Annotated in this window: 9 protein-coding genes and 1 pseudogene; 3 read left to right on the top strand and 7 right to left on the bottom strand. The window is 72.7% G+C overall.

From position 1 onward, the window contains the following. Positions 1–118 precede the first annotated feature (118 nt). Together ABT245_RS23445 and ABT245_RS23440 are read left to right on the top strand one after the other, a co-directional pair. Complete coding sequence (locus ABT245_RS23445; RefSeq protein WP_351736558.1) at positions 119–859, top strand: GntR family transcriptional regulator; 741 nt, start codon at positions 119–121, stop codon at positions 857–859. 49 nt (positions 860–908) lie between these two features. Then, entirely contained in the window at positions 909–1,643 is a 735-nt protein-coding gene (locus ABT245_RS23440) for an SDR family NAD(P)-dependent oxidoreductase (RefSeq protein ID WP_351736556.1), read from the top strand. 105 nt (positions 1,644–1,748) lie between these two features. Here ABT245_RS23440 and ABT245_RS23435 read toward each other — a convergent pair whose 3' ends face one another. Then, the gene (locus ABT245_RS23435; RefSeq protein WP_351736554.1) at positions 1,749–2,378 is read right to left on the bottom strand and encodes a TetR/AcrR family transcriptional regulator; all 630 of its coding nucleotides are present in this window, start codon (positions 2,376–2,378) and stop codon (positions 1,749–1,751) included. An 84-nt stretch (positions 2,379–2,462) separates the two neighbouring features. Here ABT245_RS23435 and ABT245_RS23430 point away from each other — a divergent pair, with 84 nt between their 5' ends. Next, the gene (locus tag ABT245_RS23430) at positions 2,463–3,416 is read left to right on the top strand and encodes an aldo/keto reductase (protein ID WP_351736552.1); all 954 of its coding nucleotides are present in this window, start codon (positions 2,463–2,465) and stop codon (positions 3,414–3,416) included. A 103-nt stretch (positions 3,417–3,519) separates the two neighbouring features. Here ABT245_RS23430 and ABT245_RS23425 read toward each other — a convergent pair whose 3' ends face one another. From ABT245_RS23425 to ABT245_RS23390, 6 genes and pseudogenes are all read right to left on the bottom strand, one after another. Beyond that, positions 3,520–3,705 carry a hypothetical protein gene (locus tag ABT245_RS23425; protein ID WP_351736550.1) on the bottom strand — a complete coding sequence of 62 codons (186 nt, stop codon included), beginning with the start codon at positions 3,703–3,705 and terminating at the stop codon, positions 3,520–3,522. Between the two features lie 161 nt (positions 3,706–3,866). After that, a complete protein-coding gene (locus tag ABT245_RS46155) occupies positions 3,867–7,154 on the bottom strand; it encodes a family 78 glycoside hydrolase catalytic domain (protein ID WP_502982171.1) in 3,288 nt (1,095 codons plus the stop codon). Between the two features lie 35 nt (positions 7,155–7,189). After that, entirely contained in the window at positions 7,190–10,576 is a 3,387-nt protein-coding gene (locus ABT245_RS23405) for a glycosyl hydrolase (RefSeq protein ID WP_351736548.1), read from the bottom strand. A gap of 144 nt (positions 10,577–10,720) precedes the next feature. Then, entirely contained in the window at positions 10,721–13,297 is a 2,577-nt protein-coding gene (locus tag ABT245_RS23400; protein WP_351736546.1) for a glycoside hydrolase family 127 protein, read from the bottom strand. 391 nt (positions 13,298–13,688) lie between these two features. Then, positions 13,689–16,694 carry a glycosyl hydrolase gene (locus ABT245_RS23395; RefSeq protein WP_351736544.1) on the bottom strand — a complete coding sequence of 1,002 codons (3,006 nt, stop codon included), beginning with the start codon at positions 16,692–16,694 and terminating at the stop codon, positions 13,689–13,691. Positions 16,695–17,143: 449 nt separating this feature from the next. Next, a pseudogene (locus ABT245_RS23390) lies at positions 17,144–17,471 on the bottom strand (IS5/IS1182 family transposase); the annotation flags it as partial. Positions 17,472–17,473 lie beyond the last annotated feature (2 nt).

Below are 17,473 nucleotides of genomic sequence, written 5' to 3'. Positions count from 1 at the left end.
CTGTTTCGGCCGGCCGACCCGGTGGCCCGCTGCGGCTTCACGGAGTCGGCTCTCCGGTCGTACGGCTCCGGCCGCCGGGATACTTGCATACAAGCTAGCGGGGTGCGACGATCCTGCCGTGAATTCCCCTGAGGCAGCACGCAGTTCGGAGCGGTCATCGGCCGGCGGTGATCTCCGGCTGTCACCGGTCACCCGGAACCGGACGCGCACCCGCACGTCGGACCTCGTCCACGACGAACTGGTCTCGGCGATCCGCGAACTACGGCTCGTCCCCGGGGCCTCCCTGTCGGAGACGGACCTCGCCAACCGCCTGCACGTCAGCCGCACTCCGGTCCGCGAGGCCCTGGCCCGCCTCGTCGACGCCGGACTGGTCCATGTGGTGCCCCAGGTGGGCACCCGGGTGGGGCTGATCCGGCTGCGCGACGTGGAAGAGGCACGCTTCGTCCGCGAGAGCCTGGAGGTCGCGGCCTTCGAGACGGCGTGCGCCGACCCGGCACCCGACGTCACCGCGCTGCGCGAACTGCTCGACCGCCAGGAACACAGCTACCGCACCGAGGACTACGACGCGTTCTTCGCCGCCGACGAGGCACTGCACGGCGAGATCTTCTCGCTCAGCGGCTACCCCGGAGCCTGGCAGGCCGTGCAGCGGATGAAGCTGCAACTCGACCGGCTGCGCCGGCTCGCGCTGCCCGACGCCGCCGCGATGCGGGAAGTGATCGACGAACACCGGCTGATCGTGGACGCGTTGGAGAACGCCGACGCGACCGCCGGCCGCACCCTGATCAGCCGGCACGCCAGGCGCGTGCTGGAGCGTGGCCCGGCGCTGCGCGCCGAGCACCCGGGCTACTTCACCGAATGAGCACCACGGCGGGCACCGGACATCCTGGGCCCGGAAAGGAACGTGACACATGCGCAGATTCGACGGACGGACGGTGCTCGTCACCGGCGCGGGCTCCGGCATCGGCCTCGCGATGACCCGCAGGTTCCTCGACGAGGGGGCGACCGTGTACGCGGCGGACCTCGACCCCTCCGGTGTGCCGGACGGGAGTGTCGCGGTGACGGTGGACGTGACCGAACCCGACTCCTTCGCGGCGGCGGTCTCCCGGGCGGTGACCGAGACCGGCGCGCTGCACGTCCTGTGCAACAACGCGGGCGCGTCCTCGACCACGGACCCCGTCAGCTGCACCGTGGAGGAGTGGGAGCACACCTTCGCGGTCAACAGCCGCGGGGTCTTCCTCGGCACCAAGTTCGCGCTGCCGCACATGCTGGCCCAGCGGCACGGCGCCATCGTCAACACCGCGTCGGTGGCCGGGCTGGTCGGCCTGAAGGACCGTGCGGCCTACTGCGCCAGCAAGGGCGCCGTCGTCGCCTTCACCCGCCAGGTGGCCGTGCAGTACGCCGGAACCGGAGTGCGCTGCAACAGCGTCTGCCCCGGAACCGTCGACTCGCCCTGGGTGGGACGGCTGCTCGACGCGTCCGACGACCCGGAGCGCTCGCTCGCCGAACTCGTCGCACGGCAGCCGATGGGCCGGCTCGGCACCCCCCTGGAGGTCGCCGCGGCGGCGCTCTATCTCGCCTCGGACGAGGCCGAGTTCATCACCGGCACGGAACTGGTCGTGGACGGCGGACTGCTCGCCGCCTGACGGCCGGCCCCTACAAGACGTTCTCCGCGGAGCGACATAAGGCGGCCACCGTGGCGGCGGCGGAGCCATCGCGGCCGGTCGCGCTCGCGCGGCGGAGCGGCATGGCTATACCGTCCCGCGCCCCTTGCGGGCGCTGAGGGCGTCGGTCAGCAGGTCGAGCAGGCGGGCGGTCTGGTCGGGGGTGGCGTCGTTCGCTGTGGCCAGGAAGACGCCGAGGAGCATCAGCGTGGCGTCCTCGGGGGCCACGTCCGCGCGGAGCGCGCCCGTGCGCGCCCCGGCCTTCAGGAGCGTGTCGAGAGCGCCGGTGATGCGTTCCCTCGTGGTGGAGGTCGCGATGCGTCCCGAGGCCCAGCCGGCGCGGAGCGTGTCGAGCATGCCGCGCTTCGTGACGACGAACGCCGCGTAGCGGTCCAGCCAGGCGCGCAGGGCGACTTCGGGCGGGAACGCGTCGAGCAGCGCGGGTGCGCTGGTGGTCACGTCGTCGAGTTCGGCGGCGTAGACGGCTTCGACCAGTGCCTCGCGGGTGGGGAAGTTGCGGTAGAGCGTGCCGATGCCGACGCCGGCCGCACGCGCGATCGCTTCCAGCGCGACGGTGTCGTCGCTGGCCGCGAAGGCGGCACGGGCGGCGTCGATGAGCTTGTCGCGGTTGCGGCGCGCGTCGGCGCGGGCGGGCCGTGCGGCACCGGCCGGCGGTTCGGCTCGGGCGCCCGTGGGCGCCGGTTTCTGCGGAGTCAAAGCGGAGGGACCTCCGGTTGTGTTACGGTCAAACAAGCGGAGGGTCCTCCGCTTCATCCATCATCGCACGGGGACGGTTCTCCCATGACCTCTGCCGACACCCCTTCCACCGACGTCACCGCCGGCGGCGCTCCGCGTCCCGGCGGCCCCGGCCCGCTGGCCGGCCGCACCGTCGCCCGCATCGGATACGGCGCCATGCAGCTGGAGCGCCTGCACGGCGACCGCAAGGCCGGCATCGCGCTGCTGCGCCGCGCCGTCGAGCTGGGCGTCGACCACATCGACACCGCCCAGTTCTACGGCAACGGATTCGTCAACGACCTGATCCGCGAGGCGATCCGCCCGCAGGACGAGGTCGTCGTCGTCAGCAAGGTCGGTGCCGACCCCGACCCTAACGGCCCCCTGCCGCTGCGGCCCGCGCAGCGGCCCGAGCAGCTGCGGGCGAGCGTGGAGGCCAACCTCACCGCGCTCGGCGTCGACCGGATCCCGGTCGTGAACCTGCGGCGCCTGGACGCCGGCCCGGGGCTGCGGGCCGAGGGCGACCAGGCGGTCGACCCCGACGACCAGCTCGCGGTGCTGACCGGGCTGCGCGACGAGGGCAAGATCGGCGCGATCGGCCTGAGCGGCGTGACGTACGACGTGCTGCGCCGGGCCCTCCCGGCGGGCATCGTCTGTGTGCAGAACGCCTACAGCCTGGTCAGCCGCGTCGATGAGGACATGCTCCGGCTGTGCGCCGCCGAGGGCATCGCCTGGGTTCCGTTCTTCCCGCTCGGCGGCGCGTTCCCCGGCATGCCGAAGGTGACCGACGAGCCGGCCGTGCGCGCCGCCGCGCAATCCCTCGGCCGCACTCCGTCCCAGGTCGGCCTTGCCTGGCTGCTGCGGCACGCCGAGAACGTCCTTCTCATCCCCGGCACCGCGGACACCGGGCACCTGGAGGAGAACATCGCGGCGGGGACAGTCCGACTGGACGACCTGGACGACGCGACGCTCGCCGCCCTCGACGCCGTGCCCTCCCGGACGGCCGAGATCCCGCTGGACTGAGCGGCCCCCGGCGCAGGCCGCACGCGCCCTCGACGAGGAGACGGGCAGGGGCGGCCCCGGGCGCCGGAAAACACCCGGAACCGCCCCGCGCAAGGCCCGGGAGTCACTCCTCCCGTTCGTACTCCGCCTGGGCATTGCGGTTGAGCAGGTCCTCCTGGGCCGAGTGGTAGACGCCGCTGACGAACTGGCGGGCGTGCTCCCGGTCCATCGCCGTGCCCTGTTCGCTGACCAGGCGGTCCGTCCACTCCTGGACCGTCTTCTCCATGTTGATGTCGTCGCCCTTGGCCATGGTTCTCCTCCTCCTGGGGCCGGCGCCGCCGCGGCCCGCGAGGCCGGCGGGTTTCCCGGTCATGGGAGAGCGTCCGTACGCCTCACACGCTAGGTCCACGCGCTGCGCTCGGCGACTCGTGTCCCGTGGGGCGGCCGGGCGGCGCCCGCCGTGAAGCCGGGTCACGACCGGGTCGGCGTCGAGTGGAAGGTCCAACGGCCCGACCCCACCTCGTACACCACCTCCGAGCCCTCGGTGCGCAGCAGGCGTGCGCCGCCGGGAGCGTCGGCGTGACCCGCGTCCGCCGGGACGTGGATCTCCGCCGTGCTGCCCGCGGGCACGTCCACGGTCAGCCGGAAGCGGCCTGAGTCCCGCCGCCAGTCGGTGCGTGCCACACCGTACGGGGTGGTGTACGAGCCGGAGGCGGACGTCATGCCGCCCTCGACCGCGGGGTCGATGAGCAGCTTCGCGTAGCCGACCGAGTCGGCCGTCTGCGCGATGCCCGCGACCCGGCCGATGAACCACCCGTCGATGGCGCCGAGCATGAAGTGGTTCTGCGACTGGCCGGGGCCGCCGTCCCAGGATTCGCCCAGCGTCGTGTTCCCGGCGCGGACCTGGTAGCCGTAGCTGGGGCTGGTCGTCTGCGTGGCGATCCGCAGCACGATGTCGTCCCGGCCCGCCGCGGACAGCACGCGGAAGGCGGCCGGCAGCGAGATCTCGCCGAGCACCAGATGGTGTCCCGCGTCCTGTACGGAGGCCGTGAAGTGGGCGAGCAGGCGGTCCCGCTCCCCCGCCGGGTAGGCGCCCATGTCGAGTGCCAGGGCCTCGGCGCCCTGCCCGCCGCCCCCGAAGGTTCCGGTGGCGGTGTCGTAGTACGTGGCGGCGAGCGCCTTCGCGCTCGCGTCGGCCTTCGCCCGGTACTCCTCGGCCGCGGCCCGGTCGCCGAGGACGGTGGCGATCCGGCCGAGGGTGTCCACGACCCGCCAGTAGCCGTAGGTACCGGCCACCGCGCGCGGGAAGGTGCGGTCGGGGGTGAACCAGTCGCCGAGGCCGTAGTCCAGGATGCCGCCCGAGACCTGGTTCTCCAGGAAGGCCGCGTACTGCCGCATGCGCGGGTAGTAGGTGCTCAGCGTGTCCCGGTCGCCGTAGGTGGTGTACAGCTGCCAGGGCACGAGCACGAAGGCGCCGCCCCAGTTGGCGTCGTTGCGGTAGGCGCCGGGCAGGTTCGTGTACTCCGGCACGGTGCTGGGCACCAGCCCGTCCGCGGTCTGTGCGTCGGCCATGTCCCGGACGATCTTGCGGAGGTGGGCCTGCATGTCGTAGTTCCCGGCGAGCGCGGGGAAGACCAGCTGGTCCTGTTCCAGCCAGCCGAGTTTCTCCCGGCTGGGGCAGTCGGTGAGGACGCTCATCATGTTGCCCTCGATCGCCCGTCGGATCAGCCCGTGGATGTCGTTGACGAGCGGGTCGGAGGTGGTGAAGGTGCCGGCGGACGCGTTGTCGGTGCGCAGCACCTTGCCCCGTACGGTGACCGTGGCGCCCTGGGGAACGCCCTTGAGTTCCAGATAGCGGAAGCCGTGGTAGCCGAACCGCGGGTGCCAGGTCTCGGCGCGGCTGCCGCGTGCGGTGTAGCTGTCCCACAGCGGGGCGCCGACGTTGCTGATGGACTGGAAGGCGTGGCCGGCCTTGAGGCTCTCGGCGGGGTAGACGCGGATCTCGGTTCCGGCGGGTGCGCTGACGGTGATCTCCGGCCAGCCGGCGATATTGCGTCCGAGGTCGAAGACGCGGCTGCCGTCGGCGCCGTCGACTTCCTTGCCCTTGAGGGTCTCCACGACCCGGATCGGTTCGGTCTCCCTTGCGCTGAGCCGGGCCGGCCGCTCCGCGCCGCCGGGTCCCGACACGGTCACGACGCGGCGCCAGTCGTGCCGGTTACCGCGCGGCTCGTCCCAGTGCGGGATCTCCCGGCGCGCGTCGTAGTCCTCGCCTCCGTACCAGTTGGACGAGGTAGTGGGTCCGAGCGTGGTGCGCCAGTCGTCGCCGCTGGTGACGGTGCGGACGCTGCCGTCGGCCAGGGTCACTTCGAGCCGGGCGATCAGCTTGGGGTCGCTGAGGTTGCCGTACAGCTTGCGGTAGCGGTCGGCGGTGCTGACGACGTTGGACATGCCGTTGCCGAGGGCCACACCGATGGTGTTGGCGCCGGTCCGCAGCCGGTCGGTGACGTCGTAGGTGGCGTACTGGACGCGGTCGGCGTAGTCGGTGTTGGCGGGTTCCAGTACGGCGTCGCCGACCGGTTCGCCGTTGATCGTGGTGTCGTAGACACCGAGTCCCGCGATGTAGAGGCGGGCGCTGCGCACCGCGCGCGGGAGGGTGAAGTCGTCGGCGAGCAGCGGCAGTCCGGACGGCAGATAGGGCTCGGGCGGGCGCCGGCCGGTGACCCGGGCGAGCGCGGTGAACGGTCCGGACGGCTCGTCCGCGCCGGCGAGCGCGTAGTCGACGGGGAAGCCGGGGACGCGGCCGTCGTCGGTGAGGACGTCGGCGCGCGGGTAGAGCGCCACCTGGTCGAAGGTCTTCGCGGTCTTCAGGTCCAGGGTGAGGGTGAGGGGGGTGTCGGCGACGTCGGGGCCGGGGTGCGCGGCGCTGGAGTATCCGGCCGCGGTCTGCAGTGCGCTGTTGGGCAGCCCGTCGACGGCCAGGGCGGGTTCCCAGGTCTTGCGGACGGTGTTGCTCTCCGAGGCGGTGACCGCCGCGCCCTTGGCGAGGCCCGTGGTGGAGGTGACGGAGTCGCGGACGTCGATCTCGCCGAGTTGCAGGCGCCAGGTGCGGGCGGGGAAGTCCTCCGCGAGCGGCAGGCCGAGCCGGGTGACGTCCAGGCGCAGGTAACGGGCGGTGGTTCGGGGCACGTCGACCACGACCGGCTGGACGGTGCGCTTGCTCAGCTGCCAGTCGGGGTGGGTGATCCAGTCGGCGTTCCAGTCGGACTGCCGGGTCAGTCCGGTCTCGAAGACGGCGGTCTCACTCCAGGCGGATCCCCGGGCCCCGTGCCGCGGCCACAGCATGACCCGCCAGTACACGCGGGTGCGGGAGCCGAGTTCCCGTCCGGCGTAGGTGGTCTCCGGGGTGGCCGAGCGGACCTTCCCGGAGTCCCACAGGTCGGGGCGGCCCGCGCGCAGCCGTTTTGGGCTGGTGGCGGCCTGCACCCGGTAGGCGGACTGGAGGACGTTCGCGCCGCGGGCGGCGGTCCGCCAGCTGAGCGAGGGAGTGGTGTCGTCGATGCCGAGGGCCCGATCGAGGTGCTGGGTGCGCAGTCGGCTCGCGGTGAGCGCGCCGCCGCTCGTGGTGGCGTCGGCGCTCACGGCGCCGGCCGACACGGTCGCGAAGGCCGTGAGCGCGGCGATCAGCAGGGACAGGCGGCGCCGGTGGCCGCCGGGGACGCGGGGGACGCGGGGGACGCGGGGGACGCGGGATCTGTGCATGGTGCTCCTACGGGTGGCGTCGGGGGCCGGACGGGTCAGACGCGGGTGAGCCGGGCGGTGACGCGGCGCCCGAAGCGCAGCGTGACCGGGCCGAGCAGCCCGGACGGCAGGGGTTTGTTGCGCTCGTTGGACAGCGTGTTGGAGACACGCACGGCGAGCCGGTTGCGTCCCGGGGTGAGCAGGCCGGTGACGTCGACGACGAAGGGCGCCCACAGCAGCGGCCCGAGGTCCGTGCCGTTGACGGTCACGGCCGCCACATCGTGTACGTCCCCGAGGTCGAGCAGCACCCGCCGCCCGGCGAGCAGCGAGGGCCTGACGTCGACGGTGGTGCGGTAGGTGCCGCTGCCGGAGAACAGCCGGTCGACGTCGGTCCAGCTGCCGAGGGGGCCGGTGACGGGGGTGGCGCCGTCGCGTTCCAGGATGAGGGTCCAGTCGTCGTCCAGGGTGACCGGTGCGAGCGGGTCGTCGACGCGTACCGTGCCGTGGTAGGTGTGGCCGCCGTGGGTGCCGGTGAGCCGGTGGACGCCGGGCGCGGTGGCCTCCGCCGTCACCCGCAGGGTGTGGCCGTCGGTGTCGACATCGAGCACGGGCAGTGTGGCCTGCGTCAGGTGCGGCGGGGTGGGGCCGGTGCGGCGGACCACGACGATCCGGGTCTGGTACGGCTCGAAGCCGAGCGGCACATGCAGTCCGAGCCCGGTGCTCCGGTACACCGGTGCGGGCCCGGTGTCACCCGTCGCCGGGTCCCACAGCTCGGGCACTCCGCCGGCCGGGAGGGCCGCCACGGTCTCGACGGGCTCACCGCTCTCGTTGTTGAGGAGGAACACGGTGTCCGTGCCACGGTGCACGCGCAGCACCCGGATCGCGTCGCGCGGGGGGTCGAGCACGGCCGCCGCCGCCCCGGCCCGGTGGGCGACGGCACGCAGACCGGACACATCGGCCACGCGTACGGCACGCCCGGCGCCCAGGGCACGGGTGCCCGGCAGCGCGTCCCCGAACAGGTCGGACAGGGCACGGGCGAGGGTGCGGTCGTTGCCGTCCGCGTCGTCCTCGGGAAACGGGCCCACGGCGACGGCGGTGCCACCGGAGCGCACGAACTCCCGCAGGGTGCGCACACCGGCCGCGTCCAGGGTCGGTGACCGCGGAAGGACCACCAGGTCGTAGCGTGCCGCGCCCACGGCGAGCCGGCCGCCGCGGACGTCGGCCCGGTACCGCAGGTCAGGATCGTCGCCGAAGGCGCCCTCGTGGAGCAGATCGAAGTCGACCTGGGCGCGTTCCAGCGCGTAGGCGGCGTCGGCGAACGCGCCGTCGACCTCGCCCTGCCGGGCCGTGCCGGCCAACTGCTCGGCGGCACGCTGGGGTTGCAGCAGGTCGGTACGCGCGCCGGACGTGCCGCGCCCGGCCTCCATGACCCGGCCGATCCACTCGGCGAGCGGCCGCATGGCCCACCACCAGGGGGCGCGCGGGCCGAACGGCGGCGGGAAGTACACCCGTGTCTCGTCGGTCCACAGGGCGTGCAGCACGGTCAGGTTGATACCGCGGGCGGCCTGGGCCCCGACGGTCGCGTGCACGAAGCCGGGCGTGACCTGCCAGCCCATGTTGCCGAACATCTCCAGCAACGCCCGTTCGCGGCCCGCCTGGTGGGCGGCGGAGGCCGGGTTGCGGGGAATCATGGTGGGCTGCCCCGCGACGTATTCGGCGGTGATGATGTCACCGCCCGGCACATGCGCCCACTGGTTGACCTTGTGCAGGTCGCCGGTGGAGGGGATGCGCTTGGCGGGGGCCGTCTCGTCGTACAGCGGGTTGGTGATGAGGGCGACACCGCGCCGCTCGTACCACTGTGCCTGCTTGCGGAAGTACTGGGCGAAGCGGTTGGAGACGGCCTGCCAGTAGCGGCCCCGGGCGATGCGTCCCGCACGTCCCAGGTCGTCGAAGGCGCTGGCGTAGGCCGTGCCGGGTGCGGCGCCCACGGCGCGCAGCGCCTCGTCCAGGGCGGGCGACCACGGCAGCCGTTTGAAGTGGGCCTCGGCGGAGCCGAAGAACGGCTCGTCGTCCCAGAAGCCGGGGACGACGGTGCCGAAGTAGCGGGCGAAGCGCCGGTGGTACTCGCCCGGCACGATGTCCAGGAAGAGGTCCACGGGTTCGTCGTCGAGCAGATCGAGGTAACTGCGGCTGTAGCCCTGGGAGTCGTCGACGAGGGGCAGCCCGCCGAACAGGTCGAGCTGCCAACGGCCCGCGGGCACCTGCCAGGTGTGGCCGCCGGCGAGCCGCGCCGTCAGGTCGACGGACTCGGCGGCGTCCGCGGACCCGGCGGGCCGGGCCGCGGCGGCGACGGCCCGTGCGGCGAGCGAAGCACGCTCGGGGAAGTCACCGGCGGCGGCCGGGTCCTCGAAGGCCGACCGGTACAGCGTGGTGCCGTCGTCCGCCGTGACGGCGAGGGTGTCCCACAGGCCGCGCTGGTCGCCGACCGCCCGCACACCCGCGCCTCCGGCGGGGTGCCCGGCGTCCTCGACGCCGCCCTTGTCCTTGCCGTCCAGGGTGACGGACAGGCGCGCTCCGCGGACGGTGACGGCGAGGGTGTGGAACTTGGTCTTGTTGAAGCCGTCGGTCCTGCTGCTGCGCAGCAGTTCGACGGGTTCGGCGCCGCGGGCGAGGCGCAGCACGGTGACGACACCGGCCTGGTCGAAGGTGACCGCGTAGCCGTCGAGGCCGTCCTGCGCGGCCCGCACCACGACCCCGGCGGCCGTGTGGTCGGCCTTGCCGTCCGCGGTGAGGGTGTAGTCGCCCCAGCGTTCGCTGTCGCGGAGCACGGCGGCGCCGTCGAGGAGAGCGGCGTCGGCGACCAGGCGGCCGGCCTCCACGCCCACGCCCGTGGTGCGGTGCAGATCGACGCGGGCGGGTCCGCTCACCACGGTGGTCGACCGCCACAGTGCCTTGAGCCGCAGATCGGGACGGGGCTCATAGGTGCGCAAGCCGACGGTTCCGCCCTTGACGACGTACTCGCCGGCCCGGCCGGACGGGAAGTGGTCGTCGTTGAACAGCCACACCCGCATGCCGGTGCGCTCCGCCGTGCGCAGGACGTGTCCGACGATGTCGAACCATTCCTCGGTGAAGAACGCGGGTTGCATCTCGGTGTTGTCGAACGGGAACAGAACGACTTCGTACATCCCTTTGGACCGCAGGTCGGCGAGTTGACGGTCGACCAGGTCGGTGGTGACGGGCCCGTTCCAATACCAGTAGACGGTGGGGCGGCTGTCCTTGGGGGGATCGGCGAAGTGCCGTGCCGGGTGCCCAGAGGGGCCGCCGCCGTCCCGGGGCTGTGCGGCGTCGGCGCCGTGGGCGAGGCCGGGCAGCCCCGCCGCGAGCGCGGTACCGGCCGAGGCGGCGGCGACGAAACGGCGTCTGGACAGGTCGTGTTCGGGCATGTGTGCACTCCTGCGGGGTACGGCCGGGTACGGCGAAGGTGCCGGGGTCGGGTGCGGGTGCGGGTGCGGGTGCGGGTTGCGGGTTGCGGGTTGCGGGTTGCGGGTTGCGGGTTGCGGGTTGCGGGTTGCGGGACTGAAGGCCGGTCAGCCGGCGGCGAGTCGCGCCACCTCGGCGGCGGTCAGGGCCCGGTTGTGCAGCCGCAGATCGCGCACCGCACCCCGGAGGTGGGGATGGACGGTGTTCTGCGAACGGCCGAGGAAGTTGCGGCTGGTCGCGCCGAGCAGCAGCGGCCCCGCGGCCATGGCCGGGTTGCGGCCGGCTTCGCCGCCGTCGAGGTAGAGGACGCCGGTGCCGCCGCCGAGTGTGAGGGCCACATGGGTCCAGCGGCCGACCGGGAGCGAGCCCGCCGCGTCGACGACGTCCTCCGCGGCCATGCCCGCGATCTTCAGCGCGGCGCGGGCGCGTCCGGCGCCGGTGGTCGCGGCGAGGAACAGATAGGTCTCCTTGTGGAATCCGAAGTCGAAGACACGGGCGGAGGCGACCAGCGCGTCAACGCGTACGCGCACGCTGACCGTCAGCTCCGTCAGACCCGTCAGCAGGCCGTCCGGCAGGGCGACATGGCCGCTCACCCCGTCCAGCGCCACGGCGTCGGTAGCGCCGTCCCGGATCCAGGAGGCGCCCCCGGCGAGCAGGGCATCGGCGAACGTGCCGGTACGGTCGGCGGCCGAGGTACCCCTCCCCTCGTCCAACGGGTAGCGCGCCACGTCCCGTTCGCGGCCCTGCCTCGGTGTCACCGACCAGTACACGTTGTACCGCTGGTGGTGCACCTCGTGGAACGGCCGCAGGGACACCGGCCGGCCGTCGGCCACCGCGGTGAACGCGGTGGACTCACCGGGCACGCGGCGCAGCGTGTCCGGGCGGATGGTGGGCGGCACGGCGAGCGGGGTGTCGCCGTACTCCCCCGCCAGGACGAGCGGCCCGTACGACACCGATGTCACCTGCGGGTTGTCGGGAGCCGGACGCCAGACGGGGGTGCGGGGCAGCACGAGTTCGACGCTGTCTCCGGTGCGCCAGTGACGTCGGACGGTCGCGTACGTCCCCGGCCGCGGCGCCGCACCGACGTGCCGGCCGTTCACCTTGAGCCGGGCAGGTCTGCCACCGTCCGCCACCCAGGCGGGGATGCGGATCTTCAGCGCGAAGCGCGCCGCTCCCCCGGTGACGGTGATCCGGACACGGTCCGAGTCCGGGTGCCGGGTCTCCTGACGGAGCGACACTCCTGCTTCGTGCCAACGCACTTCGGAGGGGATGAACAGGTTGACGTACAGCTCGGCGTCGCGGGTGTCACGGGAGCGGAAGTAGATGCTGTCGGCGAACTTGGTGTGTGTCTCCAGGCCGGTTCCGTGGTCGCAGGAGAAGTTGTCGTAGTCACCGCTGTAGCTGCCGGGAGCCGCGCCGAGCCCGCCCTTGGGCTGCCGCCGCGAACCGGCCCACAGCCCGGTGTAGTAGGTCACGAAGCCGTGTGCGGAGTCGGGGTCCTGCTCGCCGAGCATCTGGTTGTGCAGCGTCCACTCGTAGTGGTCCATGTAGGCGGCGCGCGAGGGCCGGTGCCAGAAGAGCCGCCGGCCCAGCTTGAGCATGTTGTAGCTGTTGCAGTTCTCGCAGGTCACCTCCGACAGCCGGCTGACGATCTCGCCCGGCGGGCCGAAGAGTTCCTGGTTGGAGTTGCCCCCGATGGCGTACGAATGGTCCCGTACGACCATCGTCCAGAAGGTGTCGGCGATGTCCAGGTAGCGGCGGTCCCCCGTGGTCTCGAAGGCCGGCACCGCGCCGACCACCTTGGCTATCTCGGTGTTGGCGTGGCGTCCGGCGAGTTCGTCGCGGCCCGCCGCGAGCGGAGCGTACAGCTCCTCGTGGTCGAAGCGCCGTGCGGTGCGCAGATGTGCCGGGTCGCCGGTGAGCAGATGGAGTTGGTCGAGGACGTCGTTCATGCCGCCGAACTCCACCTTGAGCACCGTCTGCATCCGCTCGTGGGACAGGGGTGCGGTGCGCGCGTCCACCCAGTCCGCCATCTCCAGCAGAACTGTCAGCGCCTGCCGGTTGCCGCTGAGCCGGTACTGGTCGAGCAGCCCGGCCATGATCTTGTGGACGGTGTAGTACGGCGCCCAGGGCTTGCCGCCCGCCTCCAGCTGGTCGAAGACGGACTCGGGGAAGGCGGAGAGGTAGCCGCGGTGGAATCCGGCCGACTCGGCGGCCTTCTGGCACTCGGCCAGCGCGCGCACCAGGCCGTCCGCCTTGTCCGCGTAGGCCCGGTCGCCGGTGCCCGCGTGGGCCTGCGCCAGGGCGCTGAGCAGATGGCCGGTGGTGTGACCGCGCAGTTGGACGTCCGGGGCCTCCCACCCTCCGCACGGCTGGGCCGCGGACGGCAGCCCCACGTTCAGCCGGAAGGTGTGCAGCAGCCGGTCGACGTCGACGAAGAGCAGATAGGCGCAGGTCCGGCGCATGTTGTCCAGGAACGGGCTGTCGAGCAGCCGGACCGCGCCGAGCGCGAAGGGGGCCAGCACCGGTTCGGCGCCGGACGCCTCGGCCGGCGGCCGGGTGGCGGCCGCGGCCGAAGGAGCCCACGCGGCGGTGGACGACAGGGCGGTGGCGCCGGCCGCGGCCGACGCGGCGAACAGGATCTGGCGACGGGACGGGCTTGAGGTGTCGCGCGGTGCGGGCACGTGCCGGATTCCCTTCGGACGGACAGACAGGGCACCGGACGGGCGGGGCGGCTCGGGCAGGTCCGGCGGGAGGTTCTTGAAACGTTCTATTTCATTCGCCGGAGACGCTAGGTGTGACCACCGTCGGCGTCAAGGTTTCTCACAGGACGAGTCCAGGTCCCTTGCAGCCTTTGGTAATTGAGGAGGGAAAAATGCAAGGTGAGGCGGGCACTTCGGGCTCGGCCACGAAGCCGCGGGTGTGGTGACGGGCCGATCACCTGCCCACGCCGACAAGGGAGTTGAATCGTTCAATCCAGGCGAGAGCACAACCAGGTGTGTGTCCCGCCGGAACACGCGAGCGCACCCGGCGGCGACATATGCCGCCGGGTGTGTCCGGGTGCGCCCGCCGGAGTCAGGCCACGATCGCCTGCATGTGCGGCACGAGTCGGACGGGCCCCACAAGGCCGTGGGCCTGCCGGGCGACGCCGCCGAACACGGACGGCTGAACCACCCTCAGCCGGTTGATGAGCGGTGTCGCCACCTCGATCTCGATGACGTTCGCACCGCGCCGCAGCAGGGCCCCGACATCGGCGACCGGGTGCAGACGGTCCACCGGTGCCGTCCGGGTGCCGTTGACGGTCACCCGGAACGTGTCGCTGACCTGCCCGAGTTCCAGCAGCGCGCCGTGGGACGCGTCCCAGTCGGCCGGCAGCACGACCGTGGTGCGATACCGACCCACCCCGGCGGAGTCCGCCAGTTCGGTGATCTGCGACCAGGGCAGCAGGGTGTCGAGCGTCAGCGTGCGGCGCACCCGTTCGGTCCGTGTCGCCTCGGCTCCGGGCAGCCAGTCCTCGACGTCCAACTGCCAGCGGTCCGGGGTGATCGGCGCGGGCACGGAGGGGATGACCGTGGTGACCGTACGCCCCCGGGACAGCCGGGTCGTGTATGTGCCCGCGGTGGTGGCCCGCACCGTCAGCCCGCGCCGGGTGAACAGCACCGCGTCGGCGTCCGTGGCCAGGGCGTGCGGGCGGGCCCCGTTGCGGTCGCCGAACAGGCCGGGCCGCCCGAGCGCCACGATCATCGCCTGCCCCGGCTGGAGCGTGACCCGCAGGGTGAAGTCGTCGCCGTCCTGGGTGTACCGGGCGAGTCGCACGCCCTCGCCGGTCCAGGGGTCGAGGAGATACGGCACGGTGGCGCCGCGCCGCGTGCCGCGCAGGGTCACCTCGTGGTCGACGGCCGCCACGGGCGGCTTGACCGTCTCGGCGTGCTTGCCGTTGCACAGGTAGTAGTAGTCCGCGTCCGGGGTGGCCCGGTGCGCGTTCAGGAGCGTGGACGAGGTGGCGTGGCGCACGTCGGGTGTCACGCCGAGCCGGGCGAGGGCGTCGCCGACCGCCGTCTTGTCGGCGACCTGGAGCACATGGGGCAGGGCGAGCAGCCGGGCCAGGATCCCGCGGAGCCGGTCCGTCTCGCCCAGGGCGGGTACGCCCGGGGTGAGGGCCCGGTCGAAGGCTCCGAGCAGGACGATCGGGAGGCCGGCCCGGGCCAGTTCGAGCAGCTTGCGGGCGTGCGGCTCCGCGAGCGTGGGGGTCGAGCCGTAGAAGAAGTCGCCCTCGACGAACAGCGCCTTGTACGCGGGTCCGTCGGGCGCCAGCCGGCCGCCGGACACGGTGGCCGAGGGCAGATCCAGCAGCGGGCCGCTGAGGAACTGGTGGGTCCAGCCGAGCGGTACGCCGGTCGAGGTGAGCCAGGACGCGCCGATGCCGGTGGCGGTGTAGCCGGTCTGCCGGAAGACGGCGACGTCCGCCCGGGCGGTGCCGGACCGCAGGACCCCGTGCACCCGGGCGAGATACCCGGAGATGTCGTCGATGTGCCGCCAGGTGGGCTGCCGCGGCCCCCAGGACTCGCCGTAGCCGGGCGTCCCGTTGTACGGGCTGAACGCGGCGAAGCCGGGCCAGCTCACCTGCGGCGCGGTGGCGTAGGAGAAGCCGTGCACCACGGTCTGGTTGACGCCGGCCGCGTAGGCGCCGCCCATGGTGCGCAGGAACCTGTCCCATGTCGTGCTGTACGCGGACCCGTTGTAGGCGCCCGCCTCGCAGGACAGCACCGTGTGCCCCGCCATGTCCCGGCCGCCCGCCAGGCAGCGGTAGTCGTCCAGGTTCTTGAAGCCCAGCGACTCGCCCTCGGGGACGTCGAGGACGGCGGCCGACGCGATGGCGTCGGTCTGCAGGCCGTACGGCTGGGAGCGCAGCTCCATGCCCAGTGAGTGCGCCCAGTCCCGCAGGGCCCGCAGATGACGGCGGTTGAACAGGTCGGAGACCGTCTCCCAGAAGTCGTGCCTGATCTGCCGGGTCACTTCGGCCTCGAAGGCGAACACCTGGTTGCCCTTGTCGAGGACCAGCGCCGGCAGATACGGCAGCAGCGGCCGGCCGGTGTGCTTCTCGAAGGCGTCCGGCAGCAGTGGCGTCCAGGTCAGCCCGTCGGTCTCCAGTTCCACGGAGTCCTCGAAGAAGGTCCCGCCCGCCGCCTTCAGCAGCCGCCGCAGGGTCGGCGTCAGCACCTGCCGCGTCCAGTACTCGGTGACGGCGGCGGTCCCGTCCGCGGAGAGGTGGTCCACGGCGAACGCGGCCGGATCGGAGTGCGGGCCGGACTCGGGCTGCTGCCCCGAACCCCGCTGCCAGTACGAGACCAGCACCCAGTCGCCGTCCTCGGGTGCCGTCCAGGTCAGCGTGCCGTCCGTGACGGTGGCGGTGAGGTCGCGGACGCCGGCGAGGTCGAGCCCGGTCTCCTTGCGCGTGGAGTTGGCGGGTGCCACCCGGGCGGCCTGCACGGCGTGGAGCCGCTGCCGGGTGACACCGGCGGCGGCCTCGCGCAGCGGTGGCGGCACCGGGCCGCGGTAGGTGGCTCCCGCGGTCAGGTCGACCCGGCCGTGGGCGAGTTCCTTGGCCGCCGCCGCATCGTCGGGACGGACGCCGGGCACGGCGACGGGCCAGCTCGGGCCGAGGGTGAGGTCGACGGTGACGCCGCGTCGCGCGGCGCGGCGCAGCGCGGCCTCGACGCCGTCCCGCCACGGTCTGCTGCCCCACCCGTGACGAGCGGTGTCCAGCACCGACTTGTCCTTGATGCTGTGGTGGACCGCGGCGATCTCGACCCCGCCGAAGCCGGCGTCGGCGATCTGGTCGATCTCGCGGGCGATCTCGTCGGGGTCCACCAGGCCGTCGGGCCACCACCACCGGAATCTGGGGCGCACCGACCGTGCGGGGTCGGCGAACCAGTCGCCGCCGGGGCCGCTCCCGGTGGCCGGGGACGCGAGTGCGCCGGGGGCCGCGGTCCAGAGGGCCGCCGCGGTGCCGGCGGCCAGTCCCGTGGTCAGGACCGTGCGGCGTGAGATCCCGCCACGCTGCGAGAAGTGTTCATGCATGACTGCGCCCCAAAGGGAGTTGGTTCCTGGTGGTGATGGCGACCAGGGGATTGGATCGGGGGGTGGATCGGCGGGTGTGGATCGGCGGGTGTGGATCGGGGAGTGTGGATCGGGGGTCGAATCGGGGTTGAAACGGGTGATTGAATCGTTTCAATCACCGTGGACGCGGGAACCGTAAGCCGCTGGTTCGAGCAAGGTCAAGATGTCGGCAACACGTTTCTGACCGGCGGCCGGGAACCGGTGTCCTTGGAACCCGGACGAACACCCGACTTCCCGAGTCGGTCCCAGCCGTCCGCTGCGCGGCCCCGTATGGCCGCAACGGACCTCGCGCGGTGTCCTCCTGTGCTGCACGCGACTCGACCGTGCGGGCCGCACGCATCGAGCAGGGCTCAAGTCTTCTCGGAGTCGTGGCCGTGATCGACTGCACCACGAACAAGCGATGCCACCCCCTTCAGGCCCTGTTGGCCGCGGTCGACCGGGGAACGTCCTGCCGCCTCGCCGCCTGCGGGTGCCTTGCTGACCGAGCCGTCGATGGCGATCTGGTCCGGGACGAGGCCGACGATCCGGTCGTAGGACTCCAGCACGATCTGCTTGAGCCGTGCGAAGACGCCGCAGCCGACTCTCTCGACGCGGCGGTCGCGGATCGTGGCGGCCGAGCAGGTCGTGTCGGCGATCGCCTGGCAGGAGCAGCCGCAGCGCAGGGAGTTGCAACGTCCTGTCGAAGAACGACCTCGGCCCCCCCGAGTCCCGCGCCCTGCCCGGCCGTCGAGGGGTGTACT

The organism is Streptomyces sp. NPDC001508, assembly GCF_040298665.1.
Lineage (GTDB): Bacteria > Actinomycetota > Actinomycetes > Streptomycetales > Streptomycetaceae > Streptomyces.
Note: the sequence above shows the minus strand (reverse complement) of the source record. Positions and strands in the feature narration are given on the sequence as shown.